This window comes from Sorangium sp. So ce1504, assembly GCF_051521635.1.
Taxonomy (GTDB): Bacteria; Myxococcota_A; Polyangia; order Polyangiales; family Polyangiaceae; genus Sorangium; species Sorangium cellulosum_B.
Genome location: NZ_CP150365.1, coordinates 5,687,847 through 5,710,635, shown reverse-complemented (window position 1 = coordinate 5,710,635; position 22,789 = coordinate 5,687,847). Strand labels below are relative to the sequence as shown.

Here is a 22,789-nt window from a genome sequence, read left to right as displayed (position 1 = left end):
AGAAACACCCCCTCTCCGGGCGCCAGTGATCTACGCTCCTGCGCGTCTGGCAGTCCGGCGGCCGATCGCGCGGGGAGGCGTTCTCGCGGCGCGACCAGGGCGCCGGGCGCTCTCGCGGCGCGCCTCCTCGCTCTCGCTGGCCTCCCGGCCGCCCCGCGCGCCTCGCAGGTCAAAGGCCCCTCGGAGCTCCAGCCATGAAGATCTCCCTCCCGATCCCGCCGTCCCGCCGCGCCCCGCTCGGCGCCCTCGCCGGGCTCGGCGCCCTCGCCGCCCTCGCCGCGGGCGCCGCCTGCTCGGCTCCGCACCCGCCTCTGCCGGCCGATCCGCCGCCGGCCGCGCCACCTGCGCCCACGCCCACCCAGGCCGCGCCCCAGGCCCCGCGCTTCGATCAGATCCCCCGGCTCGAGCTCAACCGCATCGCCGTGGAGCTCGATCTCCCGCTGTTCTGGATCGCCGACCGCAACGGCTCGGGCGCCGTCGACCCCGACGAGGTCTCCGCCCTCTGGCGCCACACCCCGGCGCCGACCTGGGTCGCCTCCGGGGCCTTCACCCCGGCGTTCACGTCGGCTTATGCCGCGATGACCAAGGTCAAGGCCGAGGGCCACCTGCGCGCTGGCCTCGAGGAGGCCGAGGTGCGCCGCCGCGATGCCGTCCTCGCGGAGCTCGCGGCCGGCCGCCCCTCGCTCCTCCGGTCCGACTTCCGCGGCGCGCCCGCCGAGGATCGCGCCATCGTCGGCCACCTGCTCAAGGTGGCCGAGCTCATCGAGCAGATCCACGCGAAGCAGCTCGGCTCCGTCGGCATGGCCGACAAGATCCCGGCCGACGACCCCGCCAGCCGGGCGTTGTTCTGGCGCAACCAGGGGCCCTGGTGCCAGCAACCCAAGACGCGCGACGATCCGAGCTGCAGCGCGCTGCCGAGCAGGCCGCCCCGCGTCACCGGCGTCTATCCGGCGCGCCTCCAGCAGGACAAGAAGTTCTGCGCCGCGCTCGAGGCGCGCCCGGATCAGAAGGCGCTCCTCTCTCCCTTCACCGTGGTGGTCGAGGAGCGCGGCGCCCTCAAGGCCGTGCCTTACAGCGAGGCCTACAGGCCCGAGATGGAGGCGGTGAGCCGGGAGCTCAAGGCGGCGGCCGAGGCGATCCAGAGCCCGAGCGAGGCCGCCTTCAAGGCCTACCTGCTCGCGGCGTCGCAGGCGTTCCTCGACAACCGCTGGGAGGTCGCGGACGAGCCCTGGGCGAAGATGAACGCCGAGAACTCGGCGTGGTACCTGCGCGTGGGGCCGGACGAGACCTACTGGGAGCCGTGCAGCCGCAAGGCGGGCTTCCACGTGAGCTTCGCGCGGATCAACCAGGAGTCGTTGACCTGGCAGAAGAAGCTCGATCCGGTGAAGTCCGACATGGAGACGGCCTTCGCGAGCCTCGCGGGCGCGCCGTACAGGGCGCGCAGGGTCGCTTTCCACCTGCCCGACTTCATCGACGTCCTCTTGAACGCCGGCGAGTCGCGCGCCGCGACCGGCGGGACGTCAGGGCAGAGCCTGCCGAACTGGGGACCGGTCGCGACCGAAGGCCGCGGCCGCACCGTGGTCATGGTGAACCTCCTGCAGGACGACGACAGCCGCGCCGCGCTCCGGGAGGCCGCCGCCTCGCTCCTCTGCAAGACCACGATGGAGAGCGTCTCCCTCGAGCGCCCCGTGGCCGCGCTCGGGACGGTGCTGCACGAGGCGGCCCACAACCTGGGCCCGGCGCAGGGCTACAAGGTGCAGGGCAAGACCGACGACGAGCTCTTCGGCGGGCCGCTCGCCGTGATGCTCGAGGAGCTCAAGGCCCAGACGGGCGCGCTCTTCTTCACCAGCTGGCTCGCGCAGAAGGGTGTCCTCGACCCGGCGCTCGCCCGCATGTCCGAGGTGAGGGACGTGATCTGGGCGCTCGGGCAGGCGGGGCAGGGCATGTACACAGCGGGCGGCGAGCCGCGGCCGTATGGTCACCTCGCCGCGATCCAGCTCGGCAGCCTGCTCGACGCAGGAGCGATCGGCTTCCACCGCGGCGAGACCGCGGCGAACGGCGCGGACAAGGGGTGCTTCTCCATCCAGTCGGACAAGCTGCCCGCCGCGGCGGAGGCGCTCGCGAGGACGGTGCTCGGGATCAAGGCGCGCGGCGACAAGGCCGGCGCGCTGCGCCTCCGCGAGACGTACGTCGAGAAGGCCGGCGCCTGGAAGGCGCTCCGCGGCGTGATCGAGGAGCGCATGCAGCGCATGCCGCTCGGCAGCGTCGTCTACGCGATCGAGCTGTAGCGGGTCGTCCCCCTGGGCTCCGCGCTGGCATCCATGCCGAGCCGCGCGCTGCCTGCCGCGCGCGCTCAGCGGACCGCAGCCCTGACCAGCCGCAGCAGATCGTCGAGATCGACGGGCTTGCGGACGATCCAGAGCGCTCCCTCCTTCGAGCAGCGCGCGGCGGCCGCGTCGGAAGCGTGCGCCGTCACCACGATGACCGGCAGGTTCGGGTGGAGCCGCTTCAGGGCGGCCAGGGTCTCATCGCCGCCCATGCCTGGCATCCGCAGGTCGGTGATCACCAGATCGAACGGCTCGCCCTTGACCTGCTCGACCGCCGCTTCGCCGGTCGCCGCGGTAGCGACGTCGTACCCCTCGAAGGACAGGACCGTATCCAGTGCCTCTCGGATCGCCGGCTCATCGTCGATCACCAGGACCCGCGGCCTGCTGCCCGGGGGCTCGCTCGGCTGGTCGTTCACGTCGTGTCCCCGTCGGGGCCTCGCGCGTGAGACGCGGGCAGCCACATGCGGATCGTCGTCCCCGCACCGAGCTCGCTCTCGACGCGGATGTCGCCGCCGTTTTCCTGGATGAACCGATGCGTCAGCGAGAGCCCGAGGCCGGTCCCCTTTCCCGGCGGCTTGGTGGTGAAGAAGGGCTCGAACAGGCGGTCCAGGTGTTCGGGGAGGATACCACAGCCGGTGTCGTGCACCTCGATCTGCACGCCCTCGATGTCCCTGCAGGGGAGGGGGTGAGCCTCGACCTCGACGGTGCCGCCGCGCGGGGTCGCATCGATCGCATTGCCGATCACGTTGAGCAAGGCGGAGTCCAGCTGCGCCGGATTCACGAGCACGGTGGGCAGCGGCGCCGCGGTGGAGCTGTTCACCTTGAGGTGGACGGCGCGCTCGCGCGCCCGCGGCGTGGAGAGCTCGTACGCGCGGCGGAGCGCGGTGGACATGTCGCACGTCTCCCGGCCGATCGTCTTGCCGCGCGAGTAATCGAGCAGCGCTCGCGTGAGGTCTGAACAGCGGTGGGCCTGCTGCTCGATGGTGCGCAGGACCTTGAGCAGCAGGCGCTCATCGGGCATCCCGTGGCCGTCGCGCTGCCGCTTGAGGACGAGCTGGGCGTTCATCAGGATGATGGCGACCGGGTTGTTCAGCTCGTGCGACAGCCCCGCGACCAGGGTTCCGATCGCCGCCATCTTGCCGGCCTGGACGAGCTCTTCCTGCGTCTCCGAGAGCCTCTTCAGGGCCGTCGCGAGCTCGCCGTTCTTCGCCTCGAGCTCCTGGTAGGCGCGGTGCAGGCGCTCGGCCGCGCGGACCCGCGCCTTGAGCTCCAGCGGATCGAACGGCTTGACCAGGTAGTCATCGGCGCCGACCTCCAGCCCCCCCACCGTCTCGGCGCGGCTCGCCCTGGCCGTCAGGAGAATGATCGGGATAGAGCGGAGGTCGGGCTCCCGCTTGAGCTGCCGGACCAGCTCGAAGCCGTCCATTTCCGGCATCATCACGTCCGATACGATGACGTCGGGCCGGCTCGCTTTGACCGCTTCGAGCGCCTCGCGGCCGTTGGTCACCAGCGTGATCTCGTACTCGGCCAGCAAGATGTCCTCGATGTAGGACCGCATGTCCGGGTTGTCTTCCACCACGAGCAGGCGCGGCGCGGGCTCGGTCCGCCGCACCCCGGCGCCGCTCGCGCTCGTGGTGCGCAGCTCGGACTGGGCGAAATCGCCCGCGCCGGCGCGCGTTCCATTCGCGCTCGTCCGCACCGGCGAGCCAAGGGGCGGCGGCGCGATCCGAGGGGCCGCAGCGCGCGGCAGCCGCACGAAGAAGCGAGAGCCAGCGCCGGGCTCGCTCTCCACGCCGAGGGTGCCGCCCATCAGCTCCGTGAGCTCTTTGACCAGCGACAGCCCGATCCCGGTCCCTTCGTGCTTGCGCGTCATCGACGCGTCGATCTGCTGAAACCTCTGGAACAAGAGGTGCATCTTGTCCGACGGGATGCCAGGACCGGTGTCCTCGACGCAGAGCTCGAAGACGCCGTCGCGCGGCCGCAACCCGACCGCGATCCGACCCCCCGGCGGGGTGAACTTGAGCGCGTTGCCCAGCAGGTTGAGCGCGATCTTCTCGAATTTGCGCCGATCGAGGGGGACCGTGTCCAGCGCGGGGTCGACCTCTAGCGCGAGCTGCAGGCGGCCCCGCTCCGCCGCTGGCCGAGCTTCTTCCACCAGGTCGGCGACGAGCGTCGTCACGTCGACCGCCTCCCAGTCGAGCACCATCTTGCCGGCCTCGATCTTCTGGTAGTCGAGCACGTCGTCGACAAGCCGGTGCAGCCGCCGCCCGCTGCGCTGAATGCGCTCCAGGTGCGTCCGCACCTTCGGCGACAGCGGCTCGTCCGGGCTCGACAGCAGCGACTCGAGCGGCCCGAGGATCAGCGACAGCGGCGTCCGCAGCTCGTGGCTCATCATCGTGAGGAACTCTCCCTTGGCGCGGGCAGCGGCGTCCGCGGCCTCCTTGGCCTTGTGCAGGTCGAGCTCCATCTGCTTGCGCTCGGTGATGTCGGCGTAGATCCCGAGCAGCCCCGTCACCTCGCCGCTCTCGTCGCGGATGGGCACCTTGCTGGTGAGCAGGACCCGCCGCTGGCCGTCCGGGCGGAGCAGGGGCTCCTCGATGTCGAGCATCGGGACGCCTCGCTCCATGACCTCGCGGTCGATCTTCACGAAAGCGGCCGCGTCCTCCCCCATGCCCCAGACGTCGAAATCGGTCTTGCCCACCAGGTTCTCCAGGACCCTTGTGTGGGTGTCGTTGAGGAAGTTCTGGTTTCCTCCGAGAAAGCGGCCCTGGCGATCTTTCCAGAAGATGGCGTGTGGCACATTGGCGATGACGTATTTCAGCACCGCTTGCTGCTGGTCGAGCGCGTCCAGCGCCCGCTGTCGTGCGGTGATATCGATGCACGTGGCGAGGGCGCCAGTGACCTTGCCGGCCGGGTCCCGCAGCGGGATGTAGCGAGCCTCCAACCAGCCTTCCGGCATCTGCCCGACGGTCGTCACCGCTCGTCCCTCGAGGGCATGGCGCGCGTTCTCGGTGACGCACGGGTAGGCGGCGAACACGTGGAACACGGAGCGGCCCACGCGCTCGCCAGGCTTCAGCCCCAGGGCTTCGAGCCCGCGCCCCTCGAAGAGGGTGATGATCCCGCGCTCGTCGAAGGAGAAGAGCGCGAGCGGCGCATGGGTGAGCACAGTGCGCAGTCGCGCCTGGACATCCACCGGCGTCGGGGCTCGGGAGTTCGATCCACGGGCGGCGCGCGTGCGGGGGAGGTCGACATGGCCGACCTCGGCGGGCTGGCGGGAACGGTACGACATGGTTTTGTGGGGTAACCAACATAACGCCGGCGCCAGGGACGTTTAAGCTCCACACCGCCAGAAAACCGGCCGCGGGGCAGGAGCCATCCGTCGCATTTCCTCCACGATTTCCATCGTGTAGGGCTACCGACGTGATGGACCTCATCCGCCGCGCCGCGCTCGCACCGTCGTGCTACAGGCCCGAGCCGGTGATCGCCGTCTCCGCGCTGCTCTTGCCGGCGGCACGCGCCGATCGGCTCGCCCGGAGGACGGCGTGACCTCGGCGCAGCTCCATGAGACGGCCCCGCCCGCGGGCGAGGCGGCGAGCGCGCGCGGCCGGCGCCGCGCCCTCGGCCTGCTCGCCCTCCTCGGCCTGCCGGCGCTCGGCCTCGGAGAGCTCGTGGCGCACGTGTACTTCAGCGAAAGCGCTCCGGATTTCGACGCCTGGCGCGAGGTGGGGGCGCCCCTCGCGGCGATGAAGCAGCCGGGGGACCTCGTGGTCGTCGCGCCTGGATGGGCCGATCCGGCCGCGCGCCGCGCGCTCGGGGACGAGCTGATGCCCTTGCGCGACGCCGCCCGGCCCGACGAGAGCCGCTACGCGGCCGCGGTCGAGATCAGCGTCCTCGGCCAGCGCGCCGAGGAGCTCGCGGGCTTCCGCGAGGAGGCGCGGCAGGAGCGCGGCCCCTTCGTGCTCCGGCGCCTCGTGAACCCGTCGCCCGCGCGCGTCGTCTACGACTTCGTCGACAACGTCGCGCCGGCGTCGGCCGACGTGCGCGTCACGGATCCTCCGGCCGCGTGCCGCTGGAACCCGCGCGCGCGGATCGTCGCCGGCGGGCTTGGCGGGAACCCGACGTTCTCCGCCGAGCGCTTCGAGTGCCCCGGCGGCCCGTTCTTCAACGTGGGCGTCACGGTGATCGCGGACGAGGAGTTCCGCCCTCGCCGGTGCATCTGGTCCCACCCGCCGAGGGACGGCGAGATCGTCACGCGCTTCCGTGGCGTCCCGCTCGGCTCGGTGATCCGAGGGCACGCGGGCATGTACTGGATGATCGAGCGGGAGCGGCGGGGCGCGCCGGTCACGCTGTCCGTGCGCGTGAACGGCGAGACCGTGGGCGAGGCGACGCACGCCGACGGCGACGGGTGGGCGGCGTTCGAGTTCCCGCTCGCCGCCCACGCGGGCGCGGCCGAGGCGGAGGTGGAGTTCGCCGTGAGATCCGCCGACTTCACGCACCGCCACTACTGCTTCGAGGCGGACACCCGATGAAGCGCTCGGCGCCACTCGCGCCCGCCGACGGCCTGATCGCGCTCGCGTTCGCGGCGGCGTACGTCGCCCTGCTGCTCGCGACCGCGGGTGATCTCGGCTATGCGCGCGACGAGGGCTTCTACTTCTTCGCCGCGAACCGCTACGGCGCGTGGTTCCAGGCGCTCCTCGATGCGCCGCGCGCGGCGCTCGATCCGCGGAGCGTCGACGCCGCCTGGTCGGTGAACCACGAGCACCCCGGCCTCATCAAGTCGCTCTTCGCGCTCTCCAACCTCGTCCTGCAGAAGCGGCTCGGGCTCTTCGCCATGGAGGGCACGAGCTACAGGTTCCCCGCGATGGTCCTGTCGGGCGTGGGGGTGGCGCTCGTGTACCTCTGGGGCACACAGGCGCGCGATCGGCTCGCCGGCGCGTCCGCGGCCGTGCTCTTCGCGATGCTGCCGCGGTACTTCTACCAGGCGCACCTCGCGTGCTTCGACGCGCCGATCGTGACGGTCTGGGCCCTGTGCGCCTACGCCTACTGGCGCTCGCTGCGGGACGGCGGGGCGCTGTGGCCCGTGCTCACCGGGGTCGCCTTCGGCCTCGCGCTCGACACGAAGCACAACTCCTGGTTCTTGCCGATCGTCTGCGTCTCGCACGCCGTCGGCATGGCGCTCAGGGACCGGATCGTCGCGCGCGCGATCGCGGCGAGGGCGGCGCCCGCGGCCGCCGCCGCGGCGTCGCCTGCGCGGCCCGGAGGCGTCCGGCGACCTCTGGCCGCGCTCGCCGCGATGGCGACGATCGGCCCTCTCGTCTTCTACGCGCTCTGGCCGTGGATCTGGCGCGACACGCTCCCGCGCCTCCGCGAGTACGCGTCGTTTCACCTGAACCACGAGTACTACAACATGGAGTTCCTCGGCCGGAACTACTGGACGCCTCCGATGCCGAGGGCCTACGCGCCCGTGATGACGGCGGCGACGGTCCCCGTCGTGACGCTGGGCCTCTTCGCCGCGGGGCTCTGCGCGGCAGCGCGCGAGCGCCTCCTCTATCCGCTCGCGTGCGCGGCGGCGCGGCTCGCCCCCGAAGGCGGGAGGCTCGCGCTCGCCGCGGAGCGGGCGCTCGCCGCGCGGCTCCGCCCGCCCGCGGACGATCCTGGCGGCACGGCGCTCCTCTGGTTCCTCGCCATCGCCGCGGTGTACGGCGCCTGGCTCTCCCCGAGCACGCCGATCTTCGGCGGCACGAAGCACTGGATGACGGCCTACCCGTTCATCGCCCTGTTCGCCGGCGCCGCGTTCTCCGCCGCCGTGCGGCGCGCGCGCGTCGGTCTACGCGCGCTGCTGCTTTCCCGGCGCGCGCGCGGATCCCGCGCGCGGACCAGCTTCGCCGCGCGCGGCCCGCTGGTCCCGGCGCTGCTCGGGGCGGCGGTGGTCGCGGCGCCCATCGCCGAGACGCTGCACGCGCACCCGTGGGCGCTCTCGAGCTACACGCCGCTGGTCGGCGGCGCGCCCGGCGCGGCGAACCTCGGGCTGAACCGCACGTTCTGGGGGTACACCACGGGCGCGGTCGTCGCGTACCTCAACGAGCACGTCCCACCCCGAGGGACGGTGTACATCCACGACACCGCTGGCCCGGCGTGGGAGATGTTGCTGCGCGACGGGCGCCTGCGAGAGGACATCCGCGGCGTGGGGGCGGTCGCGGGCGCGGACTTCGCCCTCTACCACCACGAGAAGCACATGCTGGGGCAGGCGTATCAGGCGTGGGTCGCGTTCGGGACCACGAGCCCGGATCACATCGCCGGACCCGATGGCGTGCCGGTGATCCTGGTCTACCGCAACCGCGCCCGCTGAGCGCGATCAGCGCTTCTTCGCCGCCGCCTTCTTGGCGGGCGCCTTCGCCGCCTTCTTGGCGGGCGCCTTCGCCGCCTTCTTGGCGGGCGCCTTCGCCGCCTTCTTCACGGAGGCCGGCGCCGCGGCCTTCCCGGTCGCCGCCTTCTCCGCCGGCGCGCTCGCCTTCTTGGTCGCGGCCGCCGGCTTCTTCGCCGGCTCCTTCTTCGCGCCTCGGACCGCCACGGCCCTGGGCTTGCTCGCCGCGGGCTGCTCCGTCGCCGGCTCGGCCGGCTTGCGGGGCTTCTCCCGCGGAGCGGCCTTCTTGGAGGGCGCCTCCTCCTCGTCGAGGTCCTCGTCCTCGTCGTCGAGGTCTTCTTCCTCCTCCTCGTCGAGGTCTTCTTCCTCCTCGTCGTCGAGGTCTTCGTCCTCCTCGTCGAGCGCCTCGCTCTCGTCCTCGTCGTCGAGGTCTTCGTCCTCGTCCTCGTCCTCGTCCTCGTCCTCGCTCTCGTCGTCGAGGTCTTCGCTCGCTTCCTCCACCGCCACCGGAGCAGGCTCGCGGCGTCGCGACGGCGGGGCGTCGTTGCGCAGGGGAGCGGCGGCCGGCTTCCGGGCAACGTCGAGCTCGTCGAGCGGTTCGCCGAGCACCACCGCTATCTCACGCTTGAAGTCGGTCATGTGACTGTCGACCTCGAGCGCATCTTGCTCGGACAGCGGCGTGAGCTTGAGCTTGAGGACCCGATCGCCCGCGAGCTCCCATGACGCGGCACAGCCGCCCTCGCGCAGCATCCTCGAGGCGATGGAGTCGATCCGCTGGCGCAGACCGCCGCGCGCGCCGGCCTCGATCTTGCGCTGCAGCTCGAAGCGGCGCTCCATCACCGGGAGCGTCACCACCTTCGCCTCGACGAGATCGGAGAGCTCGTCGGCCACCGCCTCCTCGATCTCGAGCCGCGCGTCGGGGTCGCTGCTCTCGAGCGAGAATGTCGCCTCGCGGAGCTCGGGATCGTAGCCCGTCAGCTTGCCGCCGGCGCTCTGGGCCGCGCGCGTCAGCGACTCGCGCAGCACCTGCGCCGGCGCGCGCTTGCCGACCGTCGAGGCGACGTACCCGAGCGTGTCCAGGCGCACGTGCACAGGGCCGTCGTCCTCGAGGCCGAGCTCGGGACGCGGCCCGAGCAGCGCGTCGCGCATCACGCGGAAGACATCCCGCTTGATCACGTTGTCCTCGGTGAAGATGTCCTCGACGTGCTCGGACTCCATCAACGTGCTCGTGAGGCTCGCCACGAGCTCCTCGACCTGGTCGTCGATCTCGTCGGTGCCGAACGTGGTCGTGGGCTCTCCGTCGACGAGGGCCCACGGCTCGAGCCGGGGCGTGATGGCCGCGATGTCCGCAGCCATCTTGTCCTCCAGCTCGCGCGCGAGCGCCGTCGCGCCGCCCCTGGCCACGAGGATGTGCCCGTGCGCCTTCAACGCATCAACGATGCTCGTGGAAAGTCGGCGGGAGAGATTGCGCTCGTTCACGAGGCGCGCAGCTTACACGGTTTGCGCGGCCTGGCGATATTTGAAGACCGCGGATCGGCCGTGCTCAGGGGTCGTTCTCGATCACCTTGATCAGCACGCCGCCGATGCGCTCCGGGATGACCGCGCGCGCCGCGTCGGCTCCTCCGGACCGGATGCTGACGCGGACGATGAAGCCCACCCCGTCCTCCCGCTCGACCCCGATGCCGACACACCACGGCTCGCCGCTGATCTTGGCCTTGAGCTCGTCCTTGGCCCGCCGGGCCGATCCCACGTCGCTCATCTCGTTCACCTCTCCTGAATTGGAGCGCGCTCTAGCAACCTCTCGCGCTCACTCGCTGGTTCCGACCGCCAAGACCTGCCACGTCGCGGGCGCGTCGGCGACGCCCGCGGCGCCCGCCTCAGAGGTGCCTGCGCGCGATCTCGGCCCACGTGCCGGTCGGCTCGATCTCGAGGTACCTGCGCCAGCACGGGCGCGCCTTCGTCGGATCGCCGATCTGCTCGTAGGCCATCGCGAGGTTGTAATAGGCGTCCGCGAAGCGCGGATCGCTCCCGATCGCGCCCTGGAAATAGCGGATTGCATCGGCCGCCTGGCCGCGCTCGAGCATCACGTAGCCGAGGTTGTACTGCGCCTCCGGCTGGGCCGCGTCGAGATCGAGCGCCTTCATGTAGAGCGCCTCCGCCTGCTCCTCGGCGTTGCGCCGGAAGCAGATGTTGCCGAGGTTCGTGTAGGCGATGGCCAGCCACGGGTCGATCTCGAGCGCGCGACGGTAGAGCGCCTCGGCCTCGTCCATCGTCGCCGGATCCTCATCGAGCTGGCTGGCCTGCATGTAGAGCTCGTAGGCCGTGCGCGCGCGCTCCCGAGCCACCTTCGGGCGGAGCACCCGCACGACGTCGTCGCGCAGCTCCTTCACCTCGAAGTCGAGCACCATCTGCCCCGTGAGCGGCTCGAACGCGCCCGACGCGCCCCGGACCACGACCGCCTTGCCGTCGAAGGCGACGCGGAGCTCGGCGAGGGGGCGCGTCACCTTGGGGAGCGCGGTTCGGATGTTGTCGATCGCCCGCGCGACGTCGCGCAGGCGCACCTTGCGGGCGATCAGGTCGCGCGCGGCGCGCAGCGCGATCAGGTCCGAGAAGGTGTACGCGCGCCGCCCCCGCCGCCGGCCGCTCGGCGCCGCGATGCCGGCGCGATCGAGCGAGCGCAGTCGCCCGGGCGAGATGCCGAGCAGCCGCGCGACCTCGGTGCCGGTGAACATGTCGGTGACCGGCTCGCGGGCGCCCGGCGCAGGGAGCGGCGCCTCTGTCGCGTCCGCCCGCGGCGCAGGCGGGGGCTGCGACACCCGCCCGCCACCAGGGCCGAACACGACGTGGATCACCTTGTCGGAATTTCCGGAGGCGGAACGGTCCTTCTTGCTCATCGCAGCGTCACCGGCTCCGCGCCGAGGATCGGCGGAGGCAGAGCGCGTCGTGGGGAGCGTACCCCGCCTCGCGCCGGAGTGCTCCCGTTCTCCACGTGGACACGCGCGTCAAGGGGGCACGGCCCGCGGTCGCGGTCTCGTCGGGAAGGTCCTTGCATCGCCGTCACGCGCGCGCCGTCCTGTCCGTCGTTATCAGCACGCGCGCCGTGACGTCCACGGTCAGCGCGAACGAGACCGCCGCGGCGTGCGGCGCGAAGCCGCAGCGGATCTCGGCCTGCATCGGCCCGAGCGGGCCCCCCGCGCGCGCGGCGGCTTCTCGGTGCGCCACGCGGAGCGCCCGCAGCCTGAGGTGAGGGTCGAGCGCGAGCGCCCGATCGAGCCGCGCCGCCAGCGGCGCGTCCGGCGGCAGCGCGACGTGCAGGCTGGTCGACCCGTAGTAGACGAGCGCGCCCCCCTCGTCGCGGGTGCTGCCCTCGCTCAGCACGTCGGCGCTGTCGAACAGCGCGTGGAGGCGCCCCGCCGAGCAGGTCACGAGCTCGATGTGCCTCCGCTGGAGGAGCGGTGGACGCTGGACCTTCGCCAGACCGGGACCGGGTAGACGCTCGCTGCGCGACATGGCGATCGCGATCGTGGCACCGCTGCGCGCTGCGTCCCAAAAGCGCGCGGAGATTCGCACAAAGTTGCTGCGGCACCTGATTTCGTGCGGGACGCCGGGGGCCGCGCGGCCGCGACGAATTTGGCCACGCGCGGCGCGCCTTGCCACGATGGGCGCCGCGCCGAAGGGCGCGAAGGAGCGAGTATGGACTACACCGGCACGGACCGCCGCAAGCACCGGGTCTTCATCACCCGCAACACGGAGTATCACGTCCGCGACGACATCTGCGTCGCGGTCCGCGATCGGGCCGCGCGCAAGTTCAGGCCAGCCCACCTCGCGCTGCACCTGAAGCTCCAGGGCGCGGTTCGGATCAACCCGAACGGCGTCGTGATCCCGGAGCCGCAGAACGCGCGCGTCGGCAGCCCCATCTATTTCACCCAGATGGATCACGACGGAATGGAGCGGCAGATCGTGACGAGCCGCGTGGAGGCGATCGAGCGGCCCGAGAAGGCCACGGTGCTCCAGTACCCCTCGTGACACAGCGGAGCGCCCGGCCGCGCGGCGCGGGCGCTCGTCGTCGTGGACGTGGTCCTGGTCGTCGTCGTGCACGCCCCGCCGCGCGGGCGCTCGTCGTCGAGCGCGCCGCGCGTGGCGCGTCCGCTCAGCCGAGCGCGCAGAAGCCTTCGTAGTCGATGTAGCTCGTGATGGTCGGCGACTCGCCGCAGACGGGGCAGTTCTTGTCGCGGCGCAGCTTGAGCTCGCCGAACTTCATCCGCAGCGAGTCGTAGGTGAGGAGCCGGCCGATGAGGGGCGCCCCCTTGCCGAGGATCAGCTTGACCGCCTCGGTCGCCTGGATGATGCCGATGATCCCCGGCAGGATCCCGAGCACGCCCGCTTCCTGGCAGCTCGGCGCGAGGTGGGCGGGCGGCGGCTCGGGGTAGAGGCACCGGTAGCAGGGGCCGACGCCCGGCATGAACGTCGTCACCTGGCCCTCGAAGCGGAAGATCGAGCCGTGCACGACCGGCTTCTTCTTGAAGACCGAGGCGTCGTTCACGAGGTAGCGCGTCGGGAAATTGTCGCACCCGTCGACGATGATGTCGAACTGCTCGAAGATGCGGTCGACGTTGCCGCTGTCGACGCGCTCCTGGAACTTCACGACCTTCACGTCGGGGTTCAGGTCGCGGATCGCGGTCTCGGCGCTGTCGACCTTGGGCTGGCCCACGCGCGAGGTCGCGTGGAGGATCTGCCGCTGGAGGTTCGAGTGGTCGACGACGTCGGCGTCGACGAGGCCGAGCGTCCCCACGCCGGCGGCGGCCAGGTAGAGGGCCGCCGGGCTACCGAGGCCGCCGGCGCCCAGCAGGAGCACCTTGGAGGCGAGCAGCTTGGCCTGCCCCGCCTCGCCGACCTCGGGCAGGAGCAGGTGCCGGGAGTACCGATCCCGTTGCGCGTCCGTGAGGTTGGGCGGCATCTCGACCGGGTAGGCCATGTCCTTCCAGCGGGAGAAGCCCGGGTTGGCGCTCTCCACGTTGGTGTAGCCGAGCTCCTGGAGCGTCTTCGCGGCGAGCGCCGAGCGCGTGCCGCCGGCGCAATAGGCCACGATGTGGGCCGACTTGTCCGGCAGCTTCTGCTCGACTTGGATCTCCAGAAAGCCTCGCGGGATCGAGATCGCGCCCGGGATGAAGCCGGCGCGGTACTCCTCCTTCTCACGCACATCCAGGAGCACCATCGGGACCTTGTCGTCGAGGCGGCGCTTGAGCTCAGTCAGCGAGAGCTCGCGGATGGACTTGCGGACGTCGGAGATGAGGTCGCTATAGGTCGTAGGCATCGTGGCTCCTCAGGGATGGAGAGACTTAGGTGCCCGGCGCTACGAGTCAACGACGGACGGCCGGCGGTCGAGAATTGTGGCCACGCGGGCAGAGCGAGCGCCGCGCCTGTCGGCAGGGGCGAGGCGCGTCGGCTCGGCCTGCCGGCGCGGCGCAGCCAGCCGCTCGGCGGCGGCCGGAGGGCTGGGCTCCGCCGGGGCGGAGCTAGCGGCTGCGGGGCAAGAGATCGGGCCGCGATCGGAGCGAGGCGAGGGGCTCCTCCTTCTGCATGCCCCCCTCGCACTCGATGCGCGCGACGCGACCTGCGGGCGGCACGTCGATGATCGTCGCTGGCTCGTTCTCCGACTTGCAGAGCGCGAGCACCTTGGTGCCCGGGGCGAGGCGCCCGCTGCGGAGCTGCTTGCGCGGCAGCTTGATCTCGGCGTCGTCGGCGAGCCGCCGGACGGTGATATCGGCTCCCTGGACGTCGCTCACCACGCCGAGCTCGAGCGTCGGCTGCTTCTCGCGGAGCGGGCCCCACACGCGCTCGCCCTTCAGCTGGTCGTTCGGCGGCAGCCAGTCGACGGTCGGCTCCTGGGCGAGGCGCGGCAGCGGCACCCACCCGATCGCGACGTCGAACGCCGCCGTGACCACGGCCGTGCCGGGGTCGACCTCGGTCACCAGCGCGCGATCCTTGGTCTGGCCGATGACCCACACGGGCGTCGAGGGCAGGAGGCTGCGCGTCGGCTCGCCGTCGCTGTCCGACGCGGGCGAGACCGCGACGGTGCCGTGAGACCAGCGCTTTTCCGGCTTCTTCATGGGCTTCATCCGGACCTTCCGCGCCTCGACCCACGCCGCGAGGGCGGCGCGCTTCCGCGCGAGCAGCTCGGGCAGCGCGCCGCTCCCTGGCAGCTCGGCCGCGTCGGGCGCGGGCGCCTCCCAGCGCAGGAGCGCGATGGTGGCGTCGAGCTGTTCGAGCGTGGCTGCCGCGTCCTGGGTGCCGAGCGCCCTGCCGGCGAGCTCGGCCAGCCGTGGCGCCGCGGCCGCGCGGACCCGCCCGAGGATCGCGCGCCCTTGCTCCTCGGAGGTGTCTCCACGCTGCACGGCGGCGTCGATCTTCTCGACCACGCTCGCCCAGCGTCCGGCCGAGACGTCCGCCTCGACCTGCCCATAGAGGACCTCGGCGATGGTGGCGTCGAGCTCCGCGGTGAGCCGGTCCGTGGCGGCGTCGCCGAGGACCGCCCTCGTCGGCGGGGCCGCGAGGAACGCGCGCGCCTCCGCGAGCTTGCCGGCGATGGTCGCGTCGTCGACCTTCCTGCTCGCGCACGCCGCGGCCTGCGACGCCACGAGCCGCCGGACCTCGTGGGTGAACGCCTCGCTCTTCAGCTCGTCGATCCGCGCCGACAGCTCGTGGAACGCGGCCTCGCACTCCTTCTGGTCGAGCAGCTCGGCCGCGTCGTTGGCCCAGACCTTCGCCTCGCGCCTGTCGACCTTCTCGCGCAGCTCGCCGATCTGGAACCGGTGCGAGTCGACGCCGAGCCCGCTCGCCTTGTCGAGCAGCCCGCGGGCGTCGGCGTACCGCTTGTCGGACAGCGCGCGGCTCGCCTCGTCGACGCGGCGCTGGCTCTCCGCGATGCGCGCCATCTCCGCCGTGACGGCGGGCTTCGGCGCCGGTCGCGCGGCCGGCTCGGCGGCGCAGCCGGCCGCGACGGGGATCGCGGCGAGGACGAGGGCGATGGAGACGGGATGACGGAGCAGCGGCCCTGCTGAGCGCATAGGGACAGGACTGTTCCACTTCCCCCGGAGGATCGTCAACATCGCCTCCGGCGGCGTTTCTTGACCCTCGTGCGCTGAGGCCTTACGTGAGCTCCCCGTGAGCGACGACGATACGCGCGGGACGGGTGCCCAGACGCCGGACGCCGGGGAGAGCGGCGGCGCGCGCGTCTTCAAGGCGCCGAAGATCACGATCAACCGCGTCTACACGCGGCAGGGGGACGGCGGGCTGACCCGGCTCGTCGGCGGGCAGCTCGTCCCGAAGGACGACGCGCGGATCGAGACCTACGGCACCGTCGACGAGCTCAACGCGCTCGTAGGCGCCGCCCGGCAGACGTTGATCGAGCTGCTCCCGGGGGCGCCGAGCGAGGGCGCCCAGCGCCTCGTGGAGCTCGGGCGCACGCTGCTCCGCGTCCAGCACGAGCTCTTCAACCTCGGGTCGATCCTCGCGACGCTCCCGGAGGACGTCCACCCGAAGCAGCCGCGCGTGACGCAGGCCGAGATCGATCTCCTCGAGGCCGAGATGGACCGCTGCCAGGTCGAGCTGCCGCCGCTGCGCTCGTTCGTCCTCCCCGGCGGCTCGCGGCTCAACACGGACCTCCACGTGGCGCGGACGGTGTGCCGCCGGGCGGAGCGCTGCTGCGTGCGCCTCGCCCAGGCCGGCCACGCCGATCCGCACGCGGTCCGCTACCTGAACCGCCTGAGCGACGCGCTCTTCGTCTGGAGCCGCTGGGCGGCCGCGCTCCTCGGCACGCCGGAGCTCCTCTGGGAGCCCGACGCCTCGGCGAGCGGCGGCAAGGCGCCGCCCGCCTGAGCCGCGCCGGCCTGGCCGGCATCACAGCGGCGCGCTCGTGGCCTTTCCGCCGCGGAGCAGGCGCGGGTGCTCTCCACCGGAGCGCGCGGTCGTCCTCGGCTCGCGCGGCGCCGCCGCGTCGGCCGCCGCGAGGGCGGCGCGCGTGCGCTGCACGAGCCGCAGCCCCGCGGCGAGGCCGACGCCTCCCACGAGGGCGAGACAGGCGAGCGTGATCGGGAAGGGGAGGGCGCCGGTCAGCCGCGTGGTCGGCACGGCCGGACCGAAGACGAGCGCCGCGACGAGGTAGGCGAGCCGCTCGTGCCGGCGCATCAGCCCGTCGGGCAGCGAGACCCGGTAGGCGTCGGCCTTGGCACGCGCGTAGCTCACGAGCGACGAGGCGACCATCGCGACGAGCGGGATCGCCAGCGCCGCGGGGTGCTCTCGGTAGAAGACGGCGAGGCCGATGAGCGGCGCGGCGTCGGACAGGCGGTCGAGGCACGAGTCGAGCACCGCGCCGGCGCGCGACGCCCTGCCGCCTTCGCGCGCCACCATGCCGTCGAGCGCGTCGAGGACGGCGCCGGCGATGAGCAGCGCGGCGCCGGACCGGAAGCGGCCGGCCGCGAGCAGCGGCGCGCAGGCGAGCGACAGGCCGAGCGAGAGGTAGGTGAGCGCGTCCGGCGAGACGCCGAGGCGCACGAGCGCTCGTGCCGGGGCGTGGAACGACCAGTAGAAGGCCTCGACCACCGGCCTGGGGAGCAGCGCGCTCCCAGGAGAGGCGCCGAGCCGCGGCATCGCGGGTCGGCCGCGGCGCGCGACGCGCACGGCGTAGGCGCCGAGCACGGCTGTGCAGATTAGGATCGCAAAGGCGCAGGGGAGGACGGCCACGCCGAGGGCGGTTGCAGGGTTCGATCCGGGGCCGCGTCAGGCGACGCGGGCGCATCGCCGCGGGCGATCGGGCTGCGCTGCTGCGAGCGACGACCTCGCGCCGTCGCGGGCGGCCTGGCCGCGTCCCCGCGCGCCGCCCGTGCGGGCGGGATGCGGTGAACGGTCGCGGAGGATCGCGCCGCGTGGGCGGGCGGAGCTAGGGGCAACTGGCGCGCGAGAGCCGGATGCCCTGGTCTTGCTCCGTGTAGGCGATACCGAGCTCCTGGCCTGTCCAGGTCAGCGCCGGGTACCGGGCGGTCGCGCCGCCGCTCGCCTCGATCTCGTCGCCCATGGGCTCGAGATCCCGGCTCAGCAGCGTGACGAAGACCCCCGGGGGACCGTCGCGGAACTGGTAGTACGCGACGGCAAGGCCGTGCCCTGTCCACGCGAGCGCCGGCCAGTTGGCGCTGTCTTCGCCGTGCGAGACGATGGCCTCGGGCGACACCTCGTCCTGCGCGGAGATCCGGAGCGCGCGGATCTGCTCCGCGCCGCTGCGGGTGTCCTCCCAGACGAGGAAGGCGTCGTCTCCGCCGAGCACGACGCGCGGCACCTTGGCGGTGACGCCCTGGTGCGCGATCGGATCGAGCGGAGCGCTCTCCTGGCCCGGCCTGGCGAAGCCGAGCGCGTCGCCCTGGCTCCAGACCAGCGCGGTCCTCTCACCGTCCGAAGCGACGGCCGGAAATTGCGCCTGATCCAGCGGCATCGAGCTGCTCAGCGCGCCGCTGTCGAGGTGGCCGAGCTGCGACCCGCCCGCATCCATCCACGCGATGAGCGTCCCGTCCTGGCTCGCCGCCGCGGTGGGCCAGGACTCGGCCGCTCCGCTCCTGGCCAGATCGAAGGCCGCGCCTTCGGCGACGCCTTCCAGCGTCGCGCGGCGGCCGCGCACGACGCTGCCCGCGCCGTCCTGATCCTGCCAGAGGACGAGCAGGCCCTGCCCGTCGCGGTGAACGCTCGGGTGGCTGGAGACGCCCGGCCCGTCGTCGATCACCTCTTCCCGCAGCTTGTTGCCCTCCGCGTCGACCGTGGCGAGGAGGATGTCGCCCTCGTCGGCCGCGCGCTCGTGCCACGCGATGGCGAAGCCCGCCCCGGTCCACGCGATCGAGGGCGTGATCCCGCGGCCGCTGCTCACCTTCAGGCCCTCGGCCGCGATCGTGCAGGCTGCGGCATGGCTCCCGGTCCCTCCGCCTCCCGCCGCGTGCCCGCCGCCTCCCGTCTCCGCTTGCCCGCCTCGTTCTCCGGAGCCGCAGCCCCATGACGCCGCGATGATCGCCGCGCTGATCGAGCCAAGAACCCAGTGCCTCATTGTTCCCCCGTCGTGGTGATGGGAGGCGCTCGGCGCGGCGCGCGCCGCGCGGAGATCGCACCGAATGCCTCGATTCACGGGTCCGGCGCGGCGACGTCCTCCGTCTCGGAGACGGCGAGGCGCAGATCGCCGTGCGGGACGACCGCCGTTTCTCTGTTCGATGTCCGGAGGGGCTGCGGGTCGCGGCCCAGCCCTGCGCTTCACGCAGATCACGCAGCGTGCGCCGAGCTTCAGGCCGCGAAGCGCCGTTCGCTCAGCGCGTCGCGGCTCCAGCGCCGTGCGCGCCTGCAGGCATTCTCCGATCGGCGCTGCCCTGACTGGATCGCGCGCCGCGCGCGCGGATCCGACCGGCGGCGCTACTCGTCGCCCTGCTGCGGTTGCAGCGCCTCGGCGACGGCAGCGAGCACGTCCTGCGCGGCGTCGAGCTTGCGTCGCGGCACCGACTTCAGCGCCTGTCGCACGGCCGCCTCCACCGTGCCGGTGCGGAGGCTGTCGAGCTCGCGTCCGCGCGCGGTGAGGCCCAGGAGCGCGCGGCGCCCGTCCTTCGGGTCGACCCGGCGCTCGATGATCCCGCGCTCTTGCAGCCGCTTCAGCACCCCCGTGAGGGTGCTCGGGTGCAGCTGCATGATCTCGGCCAGCTGACCGGCGGAGATCCCCGGGTAGCGCCCGACGATGCGGATGACGAGCCGCTGCGGGCCCGTCACGCCCATCTTCGCCTCCATGCGCTTCGACGTCGACTGCAGGCCGTGATCGACGGCCCACAGGAGCTTCATGAAGTCGAGCACCTCGCCCAGCCGAGAGCTCTTCTCTGAAGGGGGTCCGGCTGGAGACGAGCGCATCGCCGGTGCTTGCTAGCTCGCCCGGACGCGGGCGGCTAGTGCTGGTCGCAGCGAGGGCCGTCGGCCCCGGGCAGGCGCGGGGCGCGGCGCCGGTGCAGAACGCCGAGGAATTCGGGCTGGAACATCGCGGGAAGCCGCGGGCGCACCGGGACGCACCGGGAAGCGCGGCGATGTCGAGCAACCCACGGCGCCGCCGTTGTCTCCGCGCTTTGCCGTAGCGCTGGCGGGCGGTTTCGGAGCAAGATCCACGTCGATGAGCTGGGCACGGCGAGCCGCTCTGTGGACCGGGCTCGGCGCGCTGCTCTGCATCTCGGGCGCGGCCGTCGGCCAGGCGCCATCGGTGCGCGCGTCCTTCTCGGCGGCGTACCGCGCCTTCCGTGATCCCGGCCTGCTCGATCGCGCGCCCGCCCTCGCGGCGACGGCCGACGCCTGCCCTCCGCCCGCTGGCGACGCGCCGCCCGCCCTCACGGCGCTCCTCGTGCACGAGTTCCAGCCCGCGGCGGACGACGATCTCGAGGACCCCGACGGGGCGGTGCTGGCCACGCTGGCGATGCCGGACCTCGACGTGCCCCTCACGCGCCGCACGATACGGTTCGTCCGCTTCTTCGCCCAGTCCGACGAGGGGCGCGCCCTCTTCCAGCGGCGCTTCCGGCGCGCCGGCGCGTACCGCGAGATCATCGAGCGCTCGCTCCGCGAGGCGGGCCTCCCGGAGGATCTGCTCTGGGTCGCGGCGATCGAGAGCGGCTTCGACCCGCGGGCGGTCTCGCCGGCCGGCGCGGCGGGGCTCTGGCAGTTCATGCCGAGGACGGGCGAGGCCTACGGCCTGGAGCAGTCCGAGTGGATCGACGTCCGCATGGGCATCACGCGGGCCACGGACGCCGCGACCGCGCACCTGCGCGACCTGTACGAGCGATTCGGCCGCTGGGACCTCGCGCTGGCGGCGTACAACCTCGGCCACGAGGGCGTCCTCCGCGCGCTGTCGAAGGTCGCGGCGGCGCGCGATCCCGAGGCCCGCGGGCCCGTCGGGCTCGCTGAGCTCTCGCAGGCCGGCGCCATCCCCAAGGAGACCGCGGACTACGTGCCGCAGATCATCGCCTTCGCGATCGTCGCGGCGAACCGCGGGCGCTTCGGGCTGGACCTGCCCGACGTCGCGCCTCTCCCGCCGCTCGACCTCGGCGAGGTCGCGGTGCCGCCGGGGACGCGGCTCCGCACGATCGCGCGCGCCGCGGGCATCTCGACGGCCGTGCTGCGCGAGCACAACCCCGAGCTCCTGCGCGACCGTGTCCCGCCCGGCCGTGTCGACCACCTGATCTCGCTGCCCGCCGATCGCGTCGCGCGCGCCATGGCCCTCTTCCCCGCCTACCTCGACCACGAGGAGCTCGACGAGGACGAGGGCGACGGCGCGAGCGCTGGGCTGCCGCAGCGCGCTGCGATCGGCGAGCTCGCGCTGGACGGCGCGTCGCTGCCGCCCCGCCCCGTGTCGCTCGGTCGGAACCGGCTCCCCCTCTTCACCCCGCCCGGCCAGGCGCCGGCGCCCATGCCGCTCCTCGGCAACCCGGAGGCGCTCGATGCGAGGCTCCCGATCGTGATGGTCGGCGGCGGCGTCGGCTTTCGCCCTGCCTTCGAGGACGACCCGCTCGGCGTCCGGAGCGGGCGCCTCGTCCCGGTGTCGCCTTTCGACGACGTCGGAGGCCCGAGCGCGCGCCGCGCCCTCAAGGGGCGCGAGGCGGCGATCGAGAAGCAGATCGGGCTCCTCGCGGGCCTCGGCCAGGAGCACGTGCAGCGCTTCCGCCTCCCGAACGGCATCGCGGTCGACTTCCGGGAAGATCCCGCGGCGCCGCTCGTCTCGATCAGCGCGGTCGTCGCCGTCCCGGCGCGGTCCGCCGGCGACGCCGGCGACGCCGGCGCGGCGGGGCCCGCGCTCGCCAGCGAGGCGCGCGTCGCGATCACCGTGCCTCCGCGGGATCTCGACGTCGGCATCGACCTGGTCGCCGCGCGGCTCAGGATGCTGCTCGGCGAGGCGAGCGACGCGCGCGTGGCCGAGCTCAGGCGGCAGGCCAGCGCGGCCTCGCGGCGCGTGCTCGAGCGGGCGCCGTACGGCCCCTCGTGGCTGGCGCTCGGGGACGCGCTGTTCCCCGCCGGCCACCCGCTGGAGGGCACCTTGATAGGGGCGCGCGGCGACGCAGGCGCGGCGAGCGATCTCCTGCTCACCGAGTCGCTCCGGCGCGAGCGCGCCGCGGCCCAGGCGACGATCGCGCTCTCGGGCGACGTCTCCCGCGCGGCGGTCGAGCAGGCGCTCGCGCGCTCGCTCCAGCGCGCCGTCGAGGAGCCGGAGCGGCCCATCGGGCCGCATCCGCGCGAGGAGCGGATCGTCATCGAGGACGCGGTGCCGGCGCCGCGGCTGCTCTATGGCTGGATCGCGCCGCCGGAGGGAGGCACGGACGAGGCGCCGCTCCGGGTGGCGATGGAGATCCTCGTCAGCCCGCGCGTCGCGCGGCTCGCGAAGGCGCTCGTGGCCGAGGGGCAGCTCGCGTCGGAGGTGACGGGGCGCCTGTCGCTCGGCGCGCAGGCGAGCGTCGCGGCGGTGGAGCTCACGCCCGCGCCGTCGCGCAGCGCCGCCGAGCTGGAGCAGCGCCTCGACGCCGAACTCGCGTCGCTCGCGACGTCCGGGCCTACCTGGAAGGAGCTGGCCCTCGCGAAGGCCTTGCTCAAGCTGGATCTCGAGAGAGAGCTCACCCGGCGCGCGACGGTCGCGCCGCCGCCGGCGTCTCCTCGGCCGATCACCGATCTGCGGCTGCGCGCTGCGCTCGACCCGGGCAGCCTGCCGAGGCTGCTCCGCGCGCTCGAGGAGGTCGAGCCGGCCGATGTGCGCGCCGTGGTCGCGCGGACCTTCGGCCGAGAGCGTCGGGTGAGCGTCACGACCTGGCCGCGCGGCGGAAGCGGCGGAAGCGCCGTGGCGACCGCGGCACCCTCGACGCTCCCGCCGCTCGCTCCACCGCAGCAGCGGTGAGGCCGCTGGCGCTTGTTCAATCGGACGAACGCGGCCGAGCGTGCCCAAACGTGCCCGAACGCCCCTGAACAGGTCGGCGTGTAACCGGCGTCACATGTTCAGCACCCCCCCGCGCCAGCCGGCTTTTTTACCATGAACTTATGGACAGGTATGGACAGCTGGTAA

Annotated in this window: 18 protein-coding genes; 7 read left to right on the top strand and 11 right to left on the bottom strand. The window is 72.9% G+C overall.

From position 1 onward, the window contains the following. The first annotated feature begins 194 nt into the window (after window positions 1-194). Entirely contained in the window at window positions 195-2,288 is a 2,094-nt protein-coding gene (locus WMF39_RS21465; protein WP_437747324.1) for a hypothetical protein, read from the top strand. Between the two features lie 65 nt (window positions 2,289-2,353). Here the strand turns inward: WMF39_RS21465 and WMF39_RS21460 are convergent, their stop codons facing one another. Both WMF39_RS21460 and WMF39_RS21455 read right to left on the bottom strand, forming a co-directional pair. Further along, window positions 2,354-2,743, bottom strand: coding sequence for a response regulator (locus tag WMF39_RS21460; protein WP_437747323.1), 390 nt, complete (start codon window positions 2,741-2,743; stop codon window positions 2,354-2,356). Beyond that, entirely contained in the window at window positions 2,740-5,616 is a 2,877-nt protein-coding gene (locus WMF39_RS21455; protein WP_437747322.1) for an ATP-binding protein, read from the bottom strand. Before WMF39_RS21455 ends, WMF39_RS21460 begins: the two co-directional genes overlap by 4 nt. Before the next feature lie 131 nt (window positions 5,617-5,747). Here WMF39_RS21455 and WMF39_RS21450 point away from each other — a divergent pair, with 131 nt between their 5' ends. The 3 genes from WMF39_RS21450 to WMF39_RS21440 are packed head-to-tail and all read left to right on the top strand — an operon-like array spanning window position 5,748 to window position 8,676. Next, a complete protein-coding gene (locus WMF39_RS21450) occupies window positions 5,748-5,873 on the top strand; it encodes a hypothetical protein (protein WP_437747321.1) in 126 nt (41 codons plus the stop codon). Continuing rightward, window positions 5,870-6,856: a hypothetical protein gene (locus tag WMF39_RS21445; RefSeq protein ID WP_437747320.1), complete on the top strand. Its 987-nt coding sequence runs from the start codon at window positions 5,870-5,872 to the stop codon at window positions 6,854-6,856. The genes WMF39_RS21450 and WMF39_RS21445 overlap by 4 nt, the downstream gene beginning before the upstream one ends. Continuing rightward, window positions 6,853-8,676, top strand: a complete 1,824-nt coding sequence (locus WMF39_RS21440; protein WP_437747319.1) for an ArnT family glycosyltransferase — start codon at window positions 6,853-6,855, stop codon at window positions 8,674-8,676. The genes WMF39_RS21445 and WMF39_RS21440 overlap by 4 nt, the downstream gene beginning before the upstream one ends. A 6-nt stretch (window positions 8,677-8,682) precedes the next feature. Here the strand turns inward: WMF39_RS21440 and WMF39_RS21435 are convergent, their stop codons facing one another. The 4 genes from WMF39_RS21435 to WMF39_RS21420 form a co-directional block, all read right to left on the bottom strand. Continuing rightward, entirely contained in the window at window positions 8,683-10,170 is a 1,488-nt protein-coding gene (locus WMF39_RS21435) for a hypothetical protein (RefSeq protein WP_437747318.1), read from the bottom strand. 64 nt (window positions 10,171-10,234) lie between these two features. Next, window positions 10,235-10,450: a hypothetical protein gene (locus WMF39_RS21430; protein WP_272099673.1), complete on the bottom strand. Its 216-nt coding sequence runs from the start codon at window positions 10,448-10,450 to the stop codon at window positions 10,235-10,237. Window positions 10,451-10,568: 118 nt separating this feature from the next. Further along, the gene (locus WMF39_RS21425) at window positions 10,569-11,585 is read right to left on the bottom strand and encodes a tetratricopeptide repeat protein (RefSeq protein ID WP_437747317.1); all 1,017 of its coding nucleotides are present in this window, start codon (window positions 11,583-11,585) and stop codon (window positions 10,569-10,571) included. A 163-nt stretch (window positions 11,586-11,748) separates the two neighbouring features. Continuing rightward, a complete protein-coding gene (locus WMF39_RS21420; protein WP_437747316.1) occupies window positions 11,749-12,201 on the bottom strand; it encodes a hypothetical protein in 453 nt (150 codons plus the stop codon). A gap of 183 nt (window positions 12,202-12,384) precedes the next feature. On the opposite strand from WMF39_RS21420, the gene WMF39_RS21415 reads away from it, so the two are divergent. Then, window positions 12,385-12,717 (top strand): hypothetical protein, encoded by a 333-nt coding sequence (locus tag WMF39_RS21415; protein ID WP_437747315.1) that lies wholly within the window; start codon window positions 12,385-12,387, stop codon window positions 12,715-12,717. Between the two features lie 124 nt (window positions 12,718-12,841). Here the strand turns inward: WMF39_RS21415 and moeB are convergent, their stop codons facing one another. After that, entirely contained in the window at window positions 12,842-14,005 is a 1,164-nt protein-coding gene (moeB, locus tag WMF39_RS21410; RefSeq protein WP_437747314.1) for a molybdopterin-synthase adenylyltransferase MoeB, read from the bottom strand. Window positions 14,006-14,207: 202 nt separating this feature from the next. Continuing rightward, window positions 14,208-15,758, bottom strand: a complete 1,551-nt coding sequence (locus WMF39_RS21405; protein ID WP_437747313.1) for a hypothetical protein — start codon at window positions 15,756-15,758, stop codon at window positions 14,208-14,210. 97 nt (window positions 15,759-15,855) lie between these two features. On the opposite strand from WMF39_RS21405, the gene WMF39_RS21400 reads away from it, so the two are divergent. Beyond that, the gene (locus WMF39_RS21400) at window positions 15,856-16,569 is read left to right on the top strand and encodes a cob(I)yrinic acid a,c-diamide adenosyltransferase (RefSeq protein ID WP_437747312.1); all 714 of its coding nucleotides are present in this window, start codon (window positions 15,856-15,858) and stop codon (window positions 16,567-16,569) included. 21 nt (window positions 16,570-16,590) lie between these two features. On the opposite strand, the gene WMF39_RS21395 is transcribed toward WMF39_RS21400, so the two are convergent. The 3 genes from WMF39_RS21395 to WMF39_RS21385 form a co-directional block, all read right to left on the bottom strand. Next, window positions 16,591-17,388 carry a CDP-alcohol phosphatidyltransferase family protein gene (locus tag WMF39_RS21395; RefSeq protein ID WP_437747311.1) on the bottom strand — a complete coding sequence of 266 codons (798 nt, stop codon included), beginning with the start codon at window positions 17,386-17,388 and terminating at the stop codon, window positions 16,591-16,593. Between the two features lie 241 nt (window positions 17,389-17,629). Further along, window positions 17,630-18,775, bottom strand: a complete 1,146-nt coding sequence (locus WMF39_RS21390; RefSeq protein ID WP_437747310.1) for a hypothetical protein — start codon at window positions 18,773-18,775, stop codon at window positions 17,630-17,632. 356 nt (window positions 18,776-19,131) lie between these two features. Continuing rightward, window positions 19,132-19,614, bottom strand: a complete 483-nt coding sequence (locus WMF39_RS21385; protein WP_437554343.1) for a MarR family winged helix-turn-helix transcriptional regulator — start codon at window positions 19,612-19,614, stop codon at window positions 19,132-19,134. 253 nt (window positions 19,615-19,867) lie between these two features. On the opposite strand from WMF39_RS21385, the gene WMF39_RS21380 reads away from it, so the two are divergent. Then, window positions 19,868-22,624, top strand: coding sequence for a transglycosylase SLT domain-containing protein (locus WMF39_RS21380; RefSeq protein WP_437747309.1), 2,757 nt, complete (start codon window positions 19,868-19,870; stop codon window positions 22,622-22,624). Window positions 22,625-22,789: the final 165 nt, after the last annotated feature.

Bases quoted from the DNA above. Each gene is read 5' to 3' on its own strand.
- WMF39_RS21465 (WP_437747324.1), top strand. From the start codon at position 195: ATGAAGATCTCCCTCCCGATCCCGCCGTCCCGCCGCGCCCCGCTCGGC.
- WMF39_RS21455 (WP_437747322.1), bottom strand. From the start codon at position 5,616: ATGTCGTACCGTTCCCGCCAGCCCGCCGAGGTCGGCCATGTCGACCTC.
- WMF39_RS21440 (WP_437747319.1), top strand. From the start codon at position 6,853: ATGAAGCGCTCGGCGCCACTCGCGCCCGCCGACGGCCTGATCGCGCTC.
- WMF39_RS21430 (WP_272099673.1), bottom strand. From the start codon at position 10,450: ATGAGCGACGTGGGATCGGCCCGGCGGGCCAAGGACGAGCTCAAGGCC.
- WMF39_RS21425 (WP_437747317.1), bottom strand. From the start codon at position 11,585: ATGAGCAAGAAGGACCGTTCCGCCTCCGGAAATTCCGACAAGGTGATC.
- WMF39_RS21420 (WP_437747316.1), bottom strand. From the start codon at position 12,201: ATGTCGCGCAGCGAGCGTCTACCCGGTCCCGGTCTGGCGAAGGTCCAG.
- WMF39_RS21415 (WP_437747315.1), top strand. From the start codon at position 12,385: ATGGACTACACCGGCACGGACCGCCGCAAGCACCGGGTCTTCATCACC.
- moeB (WP_437747314.1), bottom strand. From the start codon at position 14,005: ATGCCTACGACCTATAGCGACCTCATCTCCGACGTCCGCAAGTCCATC.
- WMF39_RS21405 (WP_437747313.1), bottom strand. From the start codon at position 15,758: ATGCGCTCAGCAGGGCCGCTGCTCCGTCATCCCGTCTCCATCGCCCTC.
- WMF39_RS21390 (WP_437747310.1), bottom strand. From the start codon at position 18,775: ATGAGGCACTGGGTTCTTGGCTCGATCAGCGCGGCGATCATCGCGGCG.
- WMF39_RS21385 (WP_437554343.1), bottom strand. From the start codon at position 19,614: ATGCGCTCGTCTCCAGCCGGACCCCCTTCAGAGAAGAGCTCTCGGCTG.
- WMF39_RS21380 (WP_437747309.1), top strand. From the start codon at position 19,868: ATGAGCTGGGCACGGCGAGCCGCTCTGTGGACCGGGCTCGGCGCGCTG.